This window comes from Paenibacillus sp. FSL R7-0297 (assembly GCF_038009025.1).
Lineage (GTDB): Bacteria > Bacillota > Bacilli > Paenibacillales > Paenibacillaceae > Paenibacillus_AQ.
In genome coordinates this window covers 2039562-2059616 of sequence record NZ_JBBPAQ010000001.1, presented here as the reverse complement: position 1 = coordinate 2059616, position 20055 = coordinate 2039562, and the positions used below count along the sequence as shown (strand labels likewise).

General features: G+C 55.3%; 11 protein-coding genes and 1 pseudogene. 1 reads left to right on the top strand and 11 read right to left on the bottom strand.

Going from position 1 to position 20055, the window contains the following annotated elements; translation table 11 throughout:
* Positions 1-307: 307 nt before the first annotated feature.
* The 8 genes from MKZ24_RS09040 to bglB form a co-directional block, all read right to left on the bottom strand.
* Complete coding sequence (locus MKZ24_RS09040) at positions 308-2578, bottom strand: helix-turn-helix domain-containing protein (protein WP_340782249.1); 2271 nt, start codon at positions 2576-2578, stop codon at positions 308-310.
* An 82-nt stretch (positions 2579-2660) separates the two neighbouring features.
* Positions 2661-6737, bottom strand: coding sequence for an Ig-like domain-containing protein (locus MKZ24_RS09035; protein WP_340782247.1), 4077 nt, complete (start codon positions 6735-6737; stop codon positions 2661-2663).
* A 365-nt stretch (positions 6738-7102) separates the two neighbouring features.
* Positions 7103-8878, bottom strand: coding sequence for a hypothetical protein (locus MKZ24_RS09030; RefSeq protein WP_340782244.1), 1776 nt, complete (start codon positions 8876-8878; stop codon positions 7103-7105).
* Between the two features lie 31 nt (positions 8879-8909).
* On the bottom strand, positions 8910-10574 hold the full coding sequence (locus tag MKZ24_RS09025) for an extracellular solute-binding protein (protein WP_340782242.1): 1665 nt from the start codon (positions 10572-10574) through the stop codon (positions 8910-8912).
* 57 nt (positions 10575-10631) lie between these two features.
* A complete protein-coding gene (locus tag MKZ24_RS09020; protein WP_042239768.1) occupies positions 10632-11507 on the bottom strand; it encodes a carbohydrate ABC transporter permease in 876 nt (291 codons plus the stop codon).
* Between the two features lie 12 nt (positions 11508-11519).
* Positions 11520-12449: an ABC transporter permease gene (locus MKZ24_RS09015; protein WP_042243556.1), complete on the bottom strand. Its 930-nt coding sequence runs from the start codon at positions 12447-12449 to the stop codon at positions 11520-11522.
* 191 nt (positions 12450-12640) lie between these two features.
* Positions 12641-13672, bottom strand: coding sequence for an SGNH/GDSL hydrolase family protein (locus tag MKZ24_RS09010; protein ID WP_042239770.1), 1032 nt, complete (start codon positions 13670-13672; stop codon positions 12641-12643).
* Complete coding sequence (gene bglB, locus MKZ24_RS09005) at positions 13665-14729, bottom strand: beta-galactosidase BglB (protein WP_042239771.1); 1065 nt, start codon at positions 14727-14729, stop codon at positions 13665-13667. The genes MKZ24_RS09010 and bglB overlap by 8 nt, the downstream gene beginning before the upstream one ends.
* A 461-nt stretch (positions 14730-15190) precedes the next feature.
* Between bglB and MKZ24_RS09000 the strand changes: the two genes are divergently transcribed.
* Positions 15191-15991 (top strand): polysaccharide deacetylase family protein, encoded by an 801-nt coding sequence (locus MKZ24_RS09000; protein WP_042239773.1) that lies wholly within the window; start codon positions 15191-15193, stop codon positions 15989-15991.
* Between the two features lie 272 nt (positions 15992-16263).
* Here MKZ24_RS09000 and MKZ24_RS33075 read toward each other — a convergent pair.
* From MKZ24_RS33075 to MKZ24_RS08990, 3 genes and pseudogenes are all read right to left on the bottom strand, one after another.
* Positions 16264-16515: pseudogene (locus tag MKZ24_RS33075) on the bottom strand (transposase); the annotation flags it as partial.
* 475 nt (positions 16516-16990) lie between these two features.
* Positions 16991-18052 carry a hypothetical protein gene (locus MKZ24_RS08995; RefSeq protein WP_156123395.1) on the bottom strand — a complete coding sequence of 354 codons (1062 nt, stop codon included), beginning with the start codon at positions 18050-18052 and terminating at the stop codon, positions 16991-16993.
* A gap of 639 nt (positions 18053-18691) precedes the next feature.
* Complete coding sequence (locus MKZ24_RS08990; protein WP_340782234.1) at positions 18692-19987, bottom strand: homocysteine synthase; 1296 nt, start codon at positions 19985-19987, stop codon at positions 18692-18694.
* Positions 19988-20055 lie beyond the last annotated feature (68 nt).

The following is a 20055-nucleotide window of genomic DNA, read 5'->3' as shown; positions in this document are numbered from 1 at the left end:
AAAAATGATATTCTATTGCATTTCATACAGTTGATTATGGGAAAAGGGGCAAAAAACAGCGAAAACCTGAAATTCTGCTGTACAATGTACAATAGATTCAATTTCCAGGCTGATTTAATGTTCTTCTATTGTACAAAGTGCAATAGAACCTCCATTTCCCTTCCATGGGGACAAGTACAAAGAAAGGCGGCAAGGGGAAACTCCCCTGCCGCCTTTTAAAGCTATATGCCCGCCCATTGGCCTGTGAAATATACATCTTATCCGCCCTTGATCCCCCGGCAAGAGCCGCCCGGGCCCGGGTCCGGGCCTAACCCTGCCGCTCGCCATGCGGAGGGCCGCTCCGCTCCTTGCGGTATTCTCCCGGGGTTACGCCCTCCAGCTTCTTGAAGACGCGGATGAAGGACATCGGATACAAATACCCCACCCGCTCGGCGATATTCTGGACTGGCTCGGAGGTCTCTGTCAGCAGGCGTTTGGCCTCGTCCATCCGCAGCCGGGCCAGATAATCGACGAAATTCTCGCCGATTTCTTCCTTGAATATCCGGCTCAGCGCTTTGGTATTCATCGCGAAGCTGTCAGCGGCATGGGTCAGGGAGAAATCGGGATCGGCGTAATGCAGGGCAATATACTCACGCACCTTGTTGGCCAGCGTATACTGCTCCCGGTTCATCCGCAGGCCGCGGAGCGCCTCCTCTATCTCCTCCAGTGAAGCCAGGAGCTCCCCGCGTAGCTCCTCTATCCATTCGAAGGATTCCGGAGATTGCGGAATTCCGCGCAGCCGCCCGTTATTCCATATCCCCTTCATCTCTGGCGGCAGCTCCTGCATCTCCCTGGAGAGGCCAGCCTCCAGCAGCTGCAGCAGGCGGACAATGTCCTCCTTGGAGTAATTGCCGCCTGCCAGCAGCCCGAAGATCCGCTCCATCAGCGGCCTCCACTCGTCGTTCCCCAGCCGGTACAGCTGGGGAACGACACTGATAGACTGCACCAGCACATCCATTCCTTCCGCCTGGGGCGGGAGACTGCCTTCTGCCGGTGCAGCATAGACGCGGTCGGGACCGCCAGTGAGTTTGCGTTCCAGCGCACCTGCGGCCTTGCGGTAAGCATCCGATAAGCCGCTGAGACCGGCCGCCGGCCCGCTGATGCCAAAGGTTGCCGTGAATTTGAGATGCTGCTTCACCCAGGAGCGGGCACTCTCTGCAATCATCAGCGGCTTCTCGGCACCATCAGCCGTTGCTCCGGCGGCGGAACGGCGGAAGAGCAGCCCGAGACGCCCCGGTCCAATCCACTCTGTCCAGAGCGGTTCCCCTTCTTTCTCGGCGATCTCCTGAATCACACTGCGGAGGGTGAATTTGAACAACGCCTGATCACGAGCAGAGTAGTCTGCAGCAAAGGCCTCATAGAAATCAATCTCAGCAATTCCCACAACCGCGCCGGCAAATTCACCTTTCATTCCAATCCGCTCCGATTCTCGGCTCCATATTTCTGCCGACACCTGGCCGCTGTGCTCCAGCAGCTCTTTGAACAACTGATTCCGCCTGTGCAGGATTCCCTCCGCCTGCTGCTTCTCATAGCTGTTCGTCTGCTCAATCAGACTCTCCAGCGCATGGCCGATGAAGGAAAATTCATCATCCCCCTTGCTCTGCGGCTTCCAGCCGGAGGAACGGTCCGCACCGAACGTGTAAATCCGGCTCATCACCTGTTCAATCGGACGGTAATTCCGATGGCTGATATACGTCATGGCCGCAATCCCGCCGAAGATCGCCGCAAAGCCCAGAATCGCCCAGACATTAGAGAAGGCTGACAGCAGCGAGAAGGCTTCTGCACGCGCCAATCCAACCTTAATTGTCCAGCCTGTATAGGAAGACATGCGGTTTACCGCCTGATCCTGAGCCTGTGGGTCTGAGCAGGTATCAGCCCCTGCAAAAGCGCGCCCACCGGCGTCCTTCAGGCAGATCTCCGTATTCGCCATGTTCATATCCTGAATCAGCGCCTGCAGAGACTGCTTCCGCACGTTAATGACAATCAATCCCTGCTCACCGGAGAAATAAGGCACCTGCTCCACCAGCGAAATGACTGATTTCGGCTGATCCTCGCCGGAGAAAAGCTGCAGGTCACGGATTCCGCTCCAGGCATAGCTGCCTGCCCCCCTCATCGCTGTCTCAATAAAGCTGCGGTCCCCGAAATCCGGCAGACTGGACGAGAAATGCTGCATCAGCACTTTGCCGTCGGCCGCACGGTATAAATAGACCGAATCGATCATCGGCAGCGGCGACATGAAATCCAGCAGCACCTCCGTTACCCCGTAATCATGATAAGGATCAAGCTGCCCCGGGCGGTCAAAATAACTGCTCACCTGATCATCCAGCAGCAGGCTTTTGATCGTTGTAGTCTCCAGGTTGCGGAGAGTGGTGTCCACGATCTGCAGTACATTTTCTGCGTATACACCGTTTGCCTTGGCCGTCTGCCTCTCCATCGCTTCATTTAGGGTCAGGAAAAACAGGATAATCAAGCAAAATACCACGGCAAACAGGATCGGCAGGTAGGAAAGAATCAGTCGGTACAGCCATTTCTTATGCATCGGTGTCATCCCCTGTAAGTCCAGATGTGGGCTATCGCTTAAGTGATATTGGCTACGGGGCCGGATTCATAATTGTAGTCTGTCAGTAACCCAGTTCCGTGCTTGCATTGCGGGAGATCAGCCCGAAGTACCCCGCTTCTCCAATCGCCCCTGCTGCGGTATCCAGATAACTAAATACCTGTACTCCGTCAGCCTTCAGGATCAGGCGCACACCCCCGGATTCTTGAAAAGCGCCAAGCTGAACGCGGCTCTGCTCCCCGAAGGTTATCGCTATATTCGGGATAGCCGGCCCGCCCAGACTGGTCAGGCCGTCAATCTTGCCGTAGATCACGGTCCGCACCCCTTCGTTGAAGCGGTGCAGCTCAATACCCGATGCCCCTATAACCACCAGGTACATACTACCGGTACTATAGCTCAGTTCCTTGCTCTGATTATTCAGCATCAGGGCATACCAATTGGACGAGACCGCGCTGTCATTGATCTTCATATTGAAATCCAGCAGCTCATTCTGGTATTTGCGGTTCTGGTAAATGACATGGCCTCCGGGAGCCCGCAGAGTAAGTTTGCTTGCTCCGGTCTCCTTCAGCCCGTTGGCGGTGGCCGATACATACCAGCCCTCCGGGTCCTGCACCTCGGTCTGCAGGGTATGATCGTAGGTGCTGGTCTCATTCCATACCTTAACCTCATATTGTCCCTGCGTCACGGTGCCAAGATAACCGGCCGAAAGCGTCAGGGTTGCCGATCCGGTCTGATGCGCCGTTAACAGGCCGTTTCCGCTGACACTGACGATAGAAGGATCGCTGCTTGTATAAGTGACCTCCTCCAGCTCCTCACGGTTGCCGAACAGCGTCTCGCCGTAAGGCTGCAGCTGCATGTCCGCGCCTTCATGAACATACGCCACATTGCCGTCATGCCCTTCCAGGCGGACCGCGGCTAAGGTGTCTCCTACGAATATATCCGTGGTAATTGTCCGCAGGATGGAGCCGTTAAGGATGCTTACGATAAGCTTCGTCTGCCCCTGGCTGAGTCCGGTCACCTCGCCCGCTGCATTAACGGAGGCCACGGCAGGATCAAGGATATTGTAATAGAAGCGGCTGGTTGCCTTGCCCAGCGGTCTGTCTTTGCCGTCCAGCGCTTGAATGGGTGCAAGTTCGCCCCCTCCAATAGCCAGCTTCAGCGGATCCAGCTTCCAGCGGCTGACCTGCCCTTCTGCTGCCCAGGCATATTCCGGCTCCAGCCCGGCCTGGTCAATGATCGTCATTGCCGCCTGAGGCCACTCTGCATCCGGCTGGACCGTATTGTTCTCAAACAGAACCTTGCGGCCGTTGTTGGTATACCCGTCCGTGGTTGTATAGTTGTTCACGAAATCCACATCATGGATCGTCGGCACATAGGCCATCGCCCAGCGGAGCGGTGAATGCCACAGCGGCGTATCCTTCAGGTCGATCACATTATGCTCAAATTTCCAGTAGGCGGAGCCTTCATCCGTGTATAAGGCGGAGTTGCCGTCCATCTGGTTGCGGATGTAGTTGCCGGTGACCAGATTTTTCTCACCCGCTGTGGCCCCGGTAGGTCCAAGACTGTAGATGGCTCCTCCGTCACGCAAGCCCATTCCCATGAGATCATAGATCAGATTATTCTGAATCTTCACGTTCCGGGTAGCGGCATCGAACAGCTTATCCCAGCCATAGCCGATATGTGTTCCGCTGTAGGGCAGATTGTACATTTCATTATGGCTGATGTCCATATCTACCGGATACCCCGCAGATACAGCGGAAGCAGATTTGTAGTCGATGCCGATGTCATGAATCACATTGTTCAGCACATCATTATTCTTCATCAGCAGCCTGTGGTCAGCCGGGTGGTAGATCATGCGGTCCGAGGAATCCGGCTGGCCCACGTTGAGCGCGCTGCCTGAGATATCATAGAAGCGGTTGCCTTCAATTAAGCTGTTCTGAACACCGTTCTGCATCCGCACCGCCGTAATGCCGAGCTTGGTGAACTCATTGTTGCGGAAATTTACAGTATTGGCCAGCTCCAGCATCACCGCCGCATCGGTCAGCTCATCGGGGATGGACGGATAACGCAGATGGTTATTCTGTGAATCGGAATGTCCCGCTGCCGTACTCGGGTGGTTCCAGGTGGTGTACATAAATTTCAGGCCTTCAAAATTCAGATTGCGCACCGGTTCATCAGCCGATATCCCGTAGACGGTAGCAAGCTGCTCCAGCACCGGAACTACAACGTCAGCTGTCGACAGATCCTCCCAGGCGCGAGGCTTGTAGTACAGCATGCCTTCTACCCGGTTGTAGTACCATTCTCCAGGCTCATCCAGCAGCTCAAACGCATTCTCGTAGTACACGGGTACCGTTGCCGAAGTTAATCCCCGGTTGAAGACTGCGCTCCGGCCTGGCTCCTGGAGGCCGATCTGTGCTTTGCCGCCGGATGAAGCTATAGACTCCACCTTGATCCGGGAATTCGTCCACAGCTCATTGAATACCATTTCCATATCGCTAGTATTGCCCCATCCGGCCAGTTCCGTATTATCGGAGGTATAGCCTGTTGCTGTCCTGAGCGGATTCACCAGTCCCGCTGCGCTCCGTGCCCGGACCGCCCGGATGCCATCCACGAACAGCTGGCGTGTCGTAAGGCCGGTTCCGGCATTCGCCCGGTAGATGCCCTTGGCGCTGTCAAACATTGTCCAGCCCGTAATAGTCCGTCCGCCGCTGATGGCCGCCTGCTCTCCGGGATAGCTGCGGTAAGTGACAAAATACCCGTTCGTCCCTGAATCCTCCGGTGTGAATTCCAGCGGCTCTGACAGAGTATAGGTCCCTTCCCGCAGATTGACGATGATGTCAGAGTCCATATCCTCATTCAGCAGGCGGACCGCTTCCTGTGCCCGGGCAACCGTCCGGAAGGGAGCAGCTTCCGTGCCGTTATTGCTGTCGTCCCCGCCAGGGGCGACATACAGCTCTTGGCCGGTTGTACGTCCAGTCACAATAACGGAAGTCTCAGCGCGCACGCTGCCCGTCTCATCCGTGACGAACACGGTAGTTGTTCCGGCGCTTACCCCCGTCAGCTCTCCGTAGCGGTCCACCGCAGCAATACTCCCGTCCTCCGTTCCCCACCGGATGCCTGTATCGGTATTGTCCTGTGGGGTTACCGAGGCATGTAACAGCACACGGGAGCCTGCGGGCACCGTCCGCTCCAGCGGAGCCAGCATGATGGCCGTGATCGGATCTTCATACACAGCTACCGTAGCCGTTACCGCCGGAAGCCCCTCATTCGGCTGTGCCGTCACCGTAGTGACTCCCTGACGGATGCCTGTCACAATACCGTTGCCATCCACCGCTGCCACCTCTGCATTGCCGGTAGACCAGACAGCGCTCTGATCCGTAGCATCCGCAGGTGTGAACTGGAGCGGCAATGGCAGCTTGGCGCCTCTGCGCAGCTCGTAAGCCGCCTGGGAGAAGGCTGCACTTATCGCCTGCTTGTATCCGCTTACAAGAAAATTGTCAAAGCCTATCTTGCCGATGCTGTCCTTGTAAAATCCCATATAGAAGGAGGTTAATGCTCCTCCCTCGGCCATCGGCTCATTCGTTAGTAGACGGCTGCCGTCAATGGACAGATCGAAGCTGTGGCTGCCGCCGTCGAGCGCCAGGCGCACATCATACCATACGCCGGCCGAAATTGGCAGCACTGAGGTCCATGATCCGGCACCTTTCTTCATATAGCTGAATGCGCCATTGTTAATTGCGAATTTCACGAGCGGAACAGAACCGCGCTGCGGGGTAGGCAGGTAGATCACCGCTCCCGTCTGCTCTGCTCGGAACGAATAACTTAACATGCTTCTGTACGTAACATCCGTAACGGATCTGCTTATATTGTAGCTGCTTGCCGTTTTGGCTGCCTGATGAAGCTCCAGCAGCTTGCCGGCATAGCCTTCCCAGGCCTGCACAGCCACGCTCACCCCCTGCGGCGGCGTCTTGATCGACCAGCCGGCCGGCTTCGCACCGGGACTATAAGATTCAAAGGTCTCCTCCAGCTTATAATTACTATCCGCCCGGGCCACAGAACCAAGGTCTGCCGGGAGCAGGCCCATCAGCAGAATCATAATGATAGCGTATACAAAATATGATTTTGGACTTGATTTTCTCATAATAGCCACCTTTCCGTATGGAAGCAAGTATAGCGGTTTAGTACAACATTAGAGCTACAGAAGTGAATTCATTCAACCATGCAGCAATTTATGAAGTTTAATTTGAAGTCAACATTCAGTGATATCAATGATAGTTGTATAATGTGCAATTAAAAACAGTCAAAAGGAAGGCTTGCCCTCTTATAGCTGTAGTCTGTACAACTAAATCTGCCCGAATGGGTGAAGCCAAGGTGCAAATGGCAGTTTAATTGTATGAAATACAACTAAACAGATATTCGGTGATACATCAGACGATTTAGTTGTACAAAGTGCAATTAAGAGTAAGCATACGTCAGTCATTACATTAATCGGCTTGAACTGCGTTGTTACGGTGCGTAAGGATCAACGCTGAGCTGAACCGGCGGCTGATTGCCCGCCGCCAGCACAATGTCCCGCGCCCGGGCCCAAGGCTCCCGCGGCACCTCACGGTCATCCGTCTCGAAGTCATCGATCCGCACCGTATCCAGCAGCCTGCGGACATCACCAGCTTCCGCTGCTTCGTCCAGACATACCACCGCCCAGCCCGCTTCCAGGCGGGGCTGCGCCAGAAGGGTGCTGTCCCCGGAGTAGAGGACCTGGCGGAGCCTGATCCTCCCTTCCTCCCGCACCACCGTAACAGGCAGCCCGGCGCGCGCCTCCGCCCCGGCACAAATACCCCTCAGCGCTGTGATCGCCACCGCACAGCCCGGATAATGCAGCACCAGCCATTCCTTGTCCCCGGCTGTATTCATTACACGCGCTATTTCTCCGTCATAGCGGTGGATGACCCATTCATCCGCAATCTCGGCTGCCCGGTTATGCAGCCGGGTCATGCTGCGGACCACCAGCAGGGCATTGCCCTGCTGGGCCGAACGTGTCTCCACCTCCGGGTACAGCGGTTCCGCAAACAGCGCAGGCATCAGATAGGCCGTGCGGTAATCCTCCGCCGGATGTGTCCGCACCGATGCGGAATCATCCACATACCAGCGCAGATAGGACACCTGCTGATCCTTCACGCTGAAGCTGACCGGGAAGCTCTGCCAGCCCAGCCCCCAGGTGGGATGCTGGTAGCTTCCGGACATGACCGGGAAGCGGTTGATGCTGCCCAGACGGGTATGCTGTCCGATCCAGGTATAGGAACGGGCAGCATCGAAGATCCGCTCCTCAAGAACCCTGGGCACAGGCTGCGCAGACGGAGAGTCTACTCCCTGAAGGAAATCATCTTCGAACAGGAGCAGCGTTGCCACATCATTGAGTGAAAACTTCTCTTCTACCAGACGGCCCAGCCCCGTCACACCGGCAATCGGCCACAGCAGGCTCTGCCGCTTCGTCTCTCCCCGGAAGTTGTAGCTGCGGATGGACGGAACCAGTTCCCCGCCGTCATGGAAGACAAGAATGTTCTTCAGTGCCTCCATCCGCTCTGACAGCCGTCCGGCGAGCTCCCGGTCATGCTCCTGCAGAACAGAACCGGCAATCCTCAGCGCATTCATCATCACCCCTTGATAGACCAGGCTGATGTTCTCCCCCCAGCCCCAGCCCCGGCGGACCGTATATTCTTCCCATCTGCGGAAGTAAGCGATTGCGGTCTGCAGAGACTCAGGCTCACCTAGGAAGTGTGCGATGGCCAGCAGCATGGCGCCGTCGCTCATCGTCTTGTTCGGGTAGAACAGCTCCGGCGTCCGGCATTCCTGAGAGAACCAGGCCGCCGCATGGCTGAACATCCGCTGGATCACCTCCAGGTGACTGTCCGGGAATACACCGGGATCACAGAGACGTACAACGACAAGCGGCATGAGGATAAAAAACGCCGCATTGGAATCCTGAATCATGCTCTCCTCCCGGTACCAGAGGAACCCTCCGTAATCCGGATGCTCCGGGTCTGTAAACTGCAGCCCGGCAATCGCTTCAAGCATCTCCAGTCCGGCCTGTTCATCCAGCCGACCCAGCAATGTGCCGTAAGCATAATACCCAGCCGAGAACCGGGCTTCGTGGCAGTACGGCAGCTTGGAGACCTGCCGGGTATGACCCGGCCAGTCGTAGCGGACCAGCCCCTCCTCGACCACAATATCCTCCGAGGCAGCCGCATAGCTCTGCTCCAGAATCTCTCTGACCTGATTATTCAACTCCGTCCGCCCCCTATGCTGGAATTCACATTTATTCAGCCGCGCTTAGCTGCTTGCCCATCTCATAAATATCCTTCAGCATGATGGCATCCGCTTTATTATCCTGATACCAGGTTGCATAGAACTCATCGACCTTGGTTCCGCCGGCCTTCTCCCAGACTCCCTTGGCTTCCTCAATGAACTGGTCCACCGAAGCCGGATCGGAGCTGACGATGGCCTGCATGGCCCGGTCGAGGATTGTTTTATTCGCATTGGTGTTGATCTGGGTCAGATCCTGCGGCAGCAGCGGCAGGAAGGCCTTTTGCGTAATACCGACGATCGGACGGTCCGGGTTCATGTACAGCTTCTCGGCCATTTCATAGATTGCGATGAAATCCTGCTCAGCCGTTGTAGGGTTCACCTTGTTCTTCAGCCCATAATTCTTGCCGATCAGCGGAGTGAGCATGCCCATATCGCGGTTGTACTCCAGCTCCTTTTTGTTCTTCTCCGGATCGATCACCTCAGCGCGGCCGTCGGCTGTCTTGTTGTAATGCACGCCCTCGATACCGTTCTGAATCGTAGTGGTGTATTCACTTGTAACCATGAAATCAATCATCTTCATGACGGATTCCGGATCTTTGGCCGCGGCATTCACCATGCCGGTCATCTGAATCGGAGTGGTCAGCGTCGGGCTGAACTGCCCGAATTCCGTTGTCGGCAGGGCAATCGGAATGACCTCGGCTTCAGGGACATTCTTTTTCAGCGTCTCATACGTACTGACATCGGCCCCGTTGCCCCCGTATATCCCCAGCTTGCCGGAGATCCAGTCCTGCTTCTGCTTCTCGCCGTTCTTGTCGGTGACGAAATCCTTATCCGCCACACCCGCCGCATACAGCTCCTTCTGGAAGGAGATCGCCGCCTTGATCCGGTCCCAGTCATGCACAACCTTGTCATTCTCCAGTACCCAAGGGTATTGATCCTCGCCGAACAGCGTAAACCCGGTGCCGAACATGTTGTTCAGAATAATTCCGGCTACGAAGCTGAGCCCGGTCCCCTGCGTATCCGCTTTGCCGTTGCCGTCCGGGTCCTGTTCAGTGAACGCTTTCGCCACCTTCAGCAGCTCCTCCGGGGTAGTGGGAACCTGCAGGTCCAGCTTTTTCAGCCAGTCATTGCGGATAAACAGGTAATGCTGCGGACCGAACTGGATCGGACGTCCCACCGTGTACAGCTTGCCGTCCGCCATCGTGCCTGCCTTGCGGAGCGCCGGATACTTCTCCAGCATCGCCTTATATTCCGTACTGCTACCCGCAATCAGGTCATCCAGCGGAAGGAGCTGCTTCTGGTTGTAGAGCTGTCCCTGGTAAGCGGTATCAAATTCAAAGATCAGGTCGGGGGCCGACTTCGATGCGAACAGCACATTGAACTTCTGCAGGGATTCGAAACGCGGCACCGTAACGTATTTCACATTAACCGGCCCGTTCTCATTGACCCATTTTGTCCAGCGGTTGTCGCTCATCGTCCCCTCTTCTGCAGGTACCGTGCCGCGGTCATACAAAGAGACGGTGATCGACCCGCGTTTCTCAGGTGTTCCTTCCTTGTTCGAGTCTTCGCCCTGGGAAGCAGCATTATTGCCGCCGCAGCCTGTGACAGCGATAGCGAGCATCAGGGATGCTGCACCGGCAGCAGTTGTTTTTCTAAGCCAAATGGGTTTGGACATATGGATGTGACCCTCCTATAATGATGTTCTTGTACTTACGGATATGAGCAGCGATGATCAGCCTTTGATGGCACCGATGGTTACGCCTTTGACAAAATACCGCTGCAACAGCGGATACACAATCAGCATCGGAATGACCATAACCATAATCCCGGCGGCCTTGATGCCCTCCGGTGTAATATTGACGACCTCCTGCGAGTTCATGGTATTCAGCTCCTGCAGGACGGCCTGGCTCTTCACCATCTGCTGGATCAGAACCGTCAGATTGATTTTCTCCGGACTGTTCATGTAGATCATTACGTTGAAGAACGAGTTCCAGTAATACACGCCGTAAAAGAGTCCGATCGTCGCCAGCACAGGCAGGGACAGCGGAAGAATAATCCCCGCCAGCAGCCGCCATTCACCGGAGCCGTCAATTCTGGCCGCTTCCACCAGCTCCTCCGGAATGTTCTCGAAAAAGGAACGCATGATCATCATATTATAAGTGCTTACCAGAGCCGGCAGCCAAAGTGCCGCGTAAGAATCGACCAGTCCGAGACTGCTGACCACGAGATAGGTCGGGATCAGGCCGCCCGTAAACAGCATCGTGAACACAATCGCCAGGGTCAGCGTGCGTCTTCCGTAGAAATCACGGCGGGACAAGGGATAGGCGGCAAAGATAGTGAACAGCATGCTGGCCGCCACACCAACCAGGGTAATCAGGAGACTGTTGCCAAAGGCACGCACTACCGGCGTTCCCTCGAAGAGCATGGTATAAGAGCTAAGTGTGAACTCCACCGGCCATAGGGTGACAAAACCGGAGAGCACCGCGTCCTTGCCGCTGAGGGACAGGGAGGCGAGATGGAGCAGCGGCAGCAGACAGAGAATGCCTGCGAGCGTCAGCAGCAGATAATTGAAGCCGTAGAATACTTTTTCACCTTTTGTACTTTGCATAGTGTCCTCCTGTTACCACAAGCCTTTATTGAAGCGCCGGGCAATGGCGTTGGATATCAGCACCAGGGTCAGCGCTACGAGGGAATCGAACATTCCCAGTGCAGCCGTCAGGCTGAACTGCCCTCCCTGTAGTCCAATCGCGTAGATGTACGTACTTATAACCTCGGAGATCCCCGATACAATCGAGTTCTGGAGCACATATACATGGTCGAAGCCTACCTCCATCACCCGTCCCATGGCGAGAATCAGCATAATGACAATGGTCGGGCTGATCCCGGGCAGTGTGATGTTGCGGATCTGCTTCCATTTGCCCGCTCCGTCCATGCTCGCCGCTTCATAGAGGCTGGGGTCAATGGAAGTCAGTGCAGCCAGATAGATAATCGCATTGAAGCCCGCATCCTTCCAGATTCCCGAGCCGAGGAAGATGGATACCCAGGACCACTCTTTGAAGAGGAACGGAAACGGCTTGCCGGACAGCTTCTCGACCAGCACATTGGCCACCCCGGTCTGGGCAAAGATCGTCACTACCAGTCCGCCGACAATGACCCAGGAGAAGAAATAGGGCAGATACACCAGCGTCTGGACTGATTTTTTGAAAAACTTGTTCCGGACTTCATTCAGCATAATCGCCAGGGCAATCGGAAACGGAAAGCTGACCAGCACTGACAATATACTGAGCACAAGCGTATTGCGGATAATCTGCACCGATTGCGCCTGGGTGAACAGATTGGTGAAATTGTCCATGCCGACCCACTGGCTGCCCCATACCCCCTCATAGAAGGTATAATTTTTGAAGGCAATGACCAGTCCCAGCATGGGCGTGTATTTGAAAATGATATAGAACGCGATGACCGGAACGAACATGACCCACAGCGGCAGATTGTTCTTGAACCGGCGGGTCTGCCAGAAGCGCTTGCTTCCCGTCTTCCGCAGAGTATCCATCCGCAGCACCGCTTCGCTTGCTCTATTCGCTTTCATCTCGGTGCCTCCTTTCGCTTGCCTGTTTTTGCTTCTGAACATGTTGCTGTTGAGCTGAAATGGCCGTTTCATGTCCTCACCATAGCCGCTTCGGCAGGTTACGGCAATATTCAGTTTACCTGTTAATCGCCGCTGAACCCTTATGCAGCCTGGAGTTACAGGATTCCGCCCAGCTCCCGGGCCAAATTCTCCCCCATCCGGATATGTCCGTCATCCCCGGGATGAATCAGATCACAGGACAACCCGCTAAGGTCATCCAGCACCCGGCTTCCTTCAATCAGGCTCAGCTTAGGGTGTGACAGGCGCTGTACGTGACTGCGCAGAATCCCGTTAAACCGGATATCCTTGTCCGCAATCCCGCTGGCCGGGAAATTCGCAAAGTTGGGATAAATCGTAATAACCGCCACCGGCTTCTCCGGATGCCTGCTAACCAGCCGGTCCAGCAGATAGCCGCTCCGCTCACGGAATTCGTCCGCCGGCATATGATCGCGCATATTTACGCCCAGCTCCAGCGTCATGAAAGACCAGTCCTGCTGCTCTGCAAGAAAATCACTCATCTCCCGTTCGCACTGGCAGGAGCCGCTCATGCCCAGATTCAGCACATCGGCAGCCAGCCTTCTTGCCGCTTGGCCGATGTACGGCAGGCTGCTGTTCTCACCATTGGTAATGGATGAGCCGTAAGCAATCCAGCGCTTCCGGGGAGTCTCTCCTTCCTCCGGCGGGCGGAGCGGATGGCCGAAGGTCTCAATGCCGCAGACCACGCAGGCATACCGTCCGAAGCATATGCGCCACACCTCCGGTGCAAAGCCCGTTCCCATCAGCAGCTTGCGGTCAGCCATCGCCAGCCGCGGCGGCTCGCTTAACTGAAGCGTGCGGATGGTCCCTGCCTGAAGCTCATGCCTGGAATGGAACAGTCCGCCCTTGAATACGGTCACACAGCCATCCGCCTCCGGCAAAGACAGGGTTACCCGGATGTTCGGGGCGGCTGTAACGAAACGAAGCTCACAGCCGCCCGCTTCCCCGGCGATGAACCGGCCCCGCTCATTCAGCTGCTCTCTGACGCTGCGGGGAATACGGCGCAGATACACGCCGTACCCGCCGGCCTCCTCCAGTTCAGCAACGTTATGGAAGGCAATCCGGTCCAGTCCCGGCAACCCTATGACCTTGCGCTTGGCGGAATCAACCATGCTTCATCGCCTCCACCAGCAGCAGTAGCGTCATGGATTGCCCGTAGGGCATCGGACAGACCGGAATCTCGCGGTAGTCCTGAAGCGTAGCTCCCATACCCGTTCCGTACGATACTCCCTGTACTATCCCTTCTTCATCAATCTGGCCCAGCACATAGTGAAGAGCTGCCAGGGCAGGCTTGCGGCAGCTCTCATCCAGCAGCCCCTGCCGCACTGCCTTCAGCATGCCGTAAGCAAAAGCGGCGGTAGCCGAGGTCTCCAGATAGGAGCCGCTGTCGTCCAGCAAGGTATGCCACGCGCCTTCCGGCGTCTGCAGCTCAAGCAGCTTGCGTACCTGCCGCTCCAGCGAGGACAGCAGGAAGCTGCTCACACCCGGCGGCAGCTCCACCATCTCCAGATAATCCACCAGCCCCGCCGTATACCAGGAGTTGCCGCGTGCCCACAAGGCCCGGGCAAAGTGATGGCCCCCCTCGAAGGTCCACCCGTGGAAGAATAGCCCTGTTGCTGGATCGGTCAGGTATTTGAGATGGACGAGAAACTGGCGGATACTCTCCTGTATGCACTCCTCCTCCTTCAGTACAATCCCCATCCGGGCTACGAACAGCACCGTCATATACAGCGTGTCGTCCCAGAGCTGTCCGGTATTCGGGCTGCCCGTAACCTCGTGCTGAATGCCTGCTTCCTCTGTGCGGGGCATGTCATTCAGCACATAATCCAGCCATTCCCGGCACAGCTTCAGATAATCTGCGCGTCCGGTCTCCTCCGCCAGATAGCTTAAGGTAAGCATCGGGCACATCGTATTGACGTTTTTTACGGGAATGCCCCCGTCAAGCTTGCTGTCGAACCATCCGGTCAGATAATGCAGAATCTCTTCATCTGCGGTTTCCCGGTAATAGCTGTATAAGGCGAAGAGCCCCACTCCCTGCGGCCATTCCCAATTGTCCATAGAGATAATGCCGATGGGAGCGGTCTCCTGAATGGAGCCTTTCATATCCTTCATCCGCTCAATCACACGGGCGATCTGCTTTTCGAGTGTTGTACGTGATACTGCTTCCATAATGCTCCTCCTTCTTAATGTCCTGCCTAGAGCCTAGAGCCTGTGGCCGGCTGATTAGCCCTGTTCGCAACCTCAGTGTAGTCAAGCGCCGGAATGCCGTCCATTAACAAGAATCTTGCTAATCGCTTTCACTTCTGGCATTGTTCATAATGGAGCTGTATTCGTCATTCGGAGGAACACATGCTCACGACCAAATTCTTTATAGATTGAACCTAGAGATTTAATAATGGGGGAAGCGGATCAAGTAGAAACGGATGCCGTCTTTTTAAAGAACGGCATCCGTTTCCGCGGGAAAGATAAGGAATATTTATTATGCGAAGCATATGATTCTTAACTTTTAAGAGATCCGCAGACTGGCAACGTCCCGAAGGCCAAGTCCTTCACGGATTCAGTAACAAATTCCAAATTATAAATTTCCAGTTCAATCTACATAGAGAGAAATCAGGGGAGGCTAACAGGTAATGAAAATCAAGTTTGATCTTTTTCCGGGCGGTGTTACTAAAGCGCTAACATTAAGCTGGGATGATGGAAGAATCCACGACAGGCGGCTTGTGGAGATTCATAACCGGCACGGGCTGAAGGGCTCATTCCATTTGAATTCAGGATTCTTCGGCAATGAGGGCTACATCACGGAAGAGGAAGTGGCTTCCCTCTATGAGGGGCATGAGATTTCAGCACATACGAGCACTCATCCCTTTCTCTCCATGACCCCGCGTGAGGGCATCGCCGAAGAGATTCTACAAGACCGCAGACATCTGGAAGCCCTCGCCGGCTATCCCGTAAGGGGCATGTCCTATCCGTTCGGGGATTACAGTGATCAGGTGCTGAGCGTTCTGCCGGCGCTGGGGATCGAATATTCACGTACTGTAAAGTCCCATGGCAGCTTCAGCCTGCCGGACAACCTGCTGGCTTGGCATCCCACCTGCCATCACCGCGATATGCTGGCGCTGGGCAAACAGTTCCTGGAGGAGCAGCCCCGGTTCTCCCATATGCAACTGCTATATGTATGGGGACACAGCTATGAATTCAACGACAATGATAACTGGGAGGAGCTTGAGCAGTTCGCCGCCATGATGGGCGGCCATGAAGAGATCTGGTACGCCACCAATATCGAGATTGCCGACTACTTGTCCGCTGTACAAGGACTGCGCTTCTCCGCTTCCCGGGAGATGGTCTATAATCCGTCGGCAGTGGATGTATGGATCACCGCCGGGGACGAGGCATGCCGGATATCCGGAGGAGCTACTGTGCGTCTGGGTTAGGAATTGCTGTGGGTTTGTTAGGGGGCTGTGAATGGCTCATAATCATTCGACCGGTGGCGCTCCGGGGGGCGGGCACAGACACGGTTGCAGGCGCGGTAAGGAGAAATGTTGTACAAATTGCAACTTTGATTCATGAATCCCTGGGTGTTTGAGAGGATTGTTGTACGAAATACAAGAATTCTCTCGCTGAGCGGCTTTGGGGATGAGAAATGCTGTATTTCATACAACAATCCATAGTTTTAGCTCATATAATATGGATAATGTTGTATTCAGTACAGGACAAATAGCTCCGTCTGAAACTGGCCTTGCCGATCCCGTGGGACCTGTAAATCCGGGATGCGCCCGTGATGCGTTTCCCACGTCCGTGCTGTAATATCCGTTGCGAGAGTTTGCTTCTTCTGGATATTCGACACTCAGGTGATTTTTGATTTCTTCACAGAGCATGAGTCTATTTTTTCTTTCAGAAAACGTTGGAGACTATTTTCGAGTAGATCACTGAACGGGTTTTGTTGTATACTGGTCATTGAGTAGGGCTTCTTTTTCTTGGTGACTTCGCAATCCCAAGGATACCCTACTTTTTTGTCGTTTACTAGACTCCCCGATCCTTACACATACTATTTCACGCCATCGTTTGGACTGAAGCAGAAGCTGATTTGAGCTTAATTCTCAGGAAAGCGAGATTCCTTTATTACCTAAGTGACCTTTATCCCCTTCTATCTGTGAGCATAATAAAACCCGATTCCAACACAGCCTGGATGGCTGGTGGAATCGGGTTATTATTATAGTAGATGCGCTTAGGCACTGAGGGTCTGCGGTAATTGTATTGATGTCGGCTGGCGGCAAGCAGTATGAATATAGTGAGATGCACCGTTGGGATTGAGGCGCAAGCAGCAGAGGCCTGATTATAGGCGCGTTACAGTGGCGGTGCTTATGGCGTTAGCAGCAGTTTGAGTAAGGTGACAGCATGGATGGATTGGGATCAACCGGTCTAACCGGCTGCTACTGCCATCCTCCGGCGGCAGCATCTATATTGTCCTGCCGGGCGATCCACGTCAGGCAGGCCGCCCGGAGCAGCGCTTCGGTCCGCTGGGCCGCGCTGCAGAAGATCCCGCTCAGGCCGATCTGATACAGATCGGCCAGCGCGTACGCCGCCGGTGCCCCCGCGGCGAGCACCGCCGCCGCCGGCTTCACCCGGCGCACGGCGGCTAACACCTCAGCCGCCGCCTTGGCGAAGCCCTCGGCGGCGCTCTCCTTCAGCGCGGCTTCACCGGCCGCGCCGTCCAGCACCAGGAAATCGGCGATGCGCGCGATTTCCCCCGCGGCAGCGCGCCCCACCTCGGGGAGCAGGAGCGCCCCGATGCGGCACGCTGCCGCGTAAGCGTGGCCGAGGGTCTGCTCGGCCACGCCCTCAATGAATTCGCGCTGTGCTGCGAATTCGGCTGCGCTGGCGGGGTACGGCGCCAGCAGGTCCACGCGGCTGTCGCCGCCCAGCCGCTGGCTCTCCGCCACCGCGGCGAACAGCGCTTCAAGCTGCGCATCCTGCAGCGCGGCCAGTCTTGCCGGGCGGGCGGCAAGCTCCGGCGCATAGGGCAGAGCAACTGCGGCCCAGACACCGTCCGCCGACTCCAGAAGCGCGGCAGCGGCAGCCCGCAGCCGATAATAAATCCGCTGCAGGATACGCTCAGCCTGCCCCTCATCCCCGCAGGACATCCAGCTCGAATAGAGTGCCGCAAGCTCCGGCTCCAGCAACCATTCCTCGCTGCGGATCAGACAGGGACCCGCAGGGTAAATGCCGGGCTCCTCCCGAAGAAGGGACCGGTCACCCAGTCCGTCGCGCAGCACCAGAAAAGCTGGGCGTTCGCCCGGACGGCGGAAATAGGTCCGGCTCATGTTCCCATTACTCTTACGCCGCTCCCCGTCGGGAAGAAATTCCGCTGCAGCGGAAGCAACAGATGCAGACTGGCTCATCTCCATGCCAATAGTCCGGTCGCCGGGATTATACTTGAACGGGCGCTCCTCATTATTTTGATTCTGATCCTGCAGACGTTCACCTTTCATCATCGCACCCACCTTTTTAACTTTGGATTGCTGCCGGCTCTGCTCCCCTTAAGGCGATGCCCCCGGCATTTTACGATGCTTCAATCTATAAATACTGGCAAAGGCCCTGAAATATGCAAACGGTATCAAATGATTACGGCGGCGAAGGATGAGCTTGGGGATACGCGCAACTTGAACTCTTCAGCATGGGTATCCTATAGTTATTAACTATCCGGTATTTAGAAGTCGGATATTTGTTCAGCAAATGCACTTTCTACAACAGATTTCGCAATATTAATGCGCTAAAATTGGTTCTAATGTATTTCATACAATGGATTTCCGGCTCATGCCGCAGAAACGCCATTCTCAAGGGATTCTACTGTACGAACTGCAACAGATGCCTTTTTCCGGGTGATCCAGCCGATATCTGCTGTAAAAAATGCAATAGAAGCCCCACTTCTCCCGCTTCTCCCACTCTCACCTTCTCCCCCAGACTCAATCCATCCCCACTTCTAAAAAAACCACCATCTCATGCAAGTGTTCTGCATAAAACAGTGGTCTATAATTTTATTCCTTTACCATACAATGCTGCCAGGCATATGCCTGCTAGATCCCGCCAGAGGCGCCTGGCTCGCAACAATCCGCTGCTTCTGCCTATCCGTGTTACGACTGCTGGCTGGCAGCGATCGCCTGCTCCAGATCGTAGAGGATATCGTCGATCGACTCCGTACCGATGGACAAGCGCAGCAGCTCCGGAGTAACCCCGGCCGTAATCTGCTCTTCGTCTGACAGCTGCTGATGTGTAGTGCTTGCCGGATGGATGATCAGCGACTTGGAATCGCCCACATTAGCCAGATGGGAGAACAGCTTCACATTCTCAATCAGCTTGACACCTGCCGCCGCTCCGCCCTTGATCCCAAAGGTAAGGATGGCACCCTGGCCTTTGGGCAGGTATTTCTGTGCCAACTCATACGAAGGGTGACTCTGCAATCCGGAATAGCTTACCCACTCGACAGAATCATGTGCCTCCAGATACTGGGCCACCTTAAGCGCATTCTGGCTATGGCGTTCCAGACGCAAATGCAGCGTTTCAAGTCCCTGCAGCAGCAACCACGAATTGAAAGGCGAGATCGCCGCGCCCAGATCACGAAGGAGCTGTACGCGCGCTTTGATGATATAAGCAATAGGTCCTACAGCTTCAGTGTAGACTACCCCATGATAGCTTGGGTCGGGTTCAGTAAGGCCGGGGAATCTGCCGCTGGCCTTCCAGTCAAACTTGCCGCCGTCCACGATAATTCCGCCGATCGAGGTGCCGTGGCCGCCGATGAATTTGGTCGCGGAGTGCACTACAATATCCGCCCCGTGTTCAATCGGACGCAGCAGATACGGGCTTGGGAAGGTATTGTCAACAATCAGCGGAATTCCATGCTCATGGGCGATGGCTGCTACAGCTTCAATATCAAGCACATTCCCTTGCGGATTACCAATGGTTTCGGCGTAGAGCGCTTTGGTTTTGTCCGTTATCGCTGCCCGGAAGTTCTCCGGATTATCCGAATCGACAAAATGCACCTTAATTCCCAGCTTGGGCAGCGTCGTCGAGAACAGATTATAGGTCCCGCCATACAGGCTGGCGGCGGATACAATTTCATCCCCTGCGCCGGCGATATTTAGAATAGAGAAGGAAATAGCCGCTGCTCCGGAAGCCGTCGCAAGCGCACCGGCCCCGCCCTCCAGCGCGGCAAGACGCTGTTCAAACACATCGGTGGTCGGGTTCATCAGCCGGGTGTATATATTGCCGAATTCCTTGAGCGCGAACAGATTGGCAGCATGCTCTGCATCACGGAATCCGTAGGATGTGGTCTGATACAACGGTACAGCACGGGCTAAAGTTGTTGGATCAATCTCCTGGCCTGCATGAACGGTTAAGGTTTCGAATGACAGCTTGCGTTCTTCTGACATGGGTATTTCCTCCTCTAAATAGATAATGGCAAACGTTAACAATCAAGAATTGTACCTATTCTCTCACA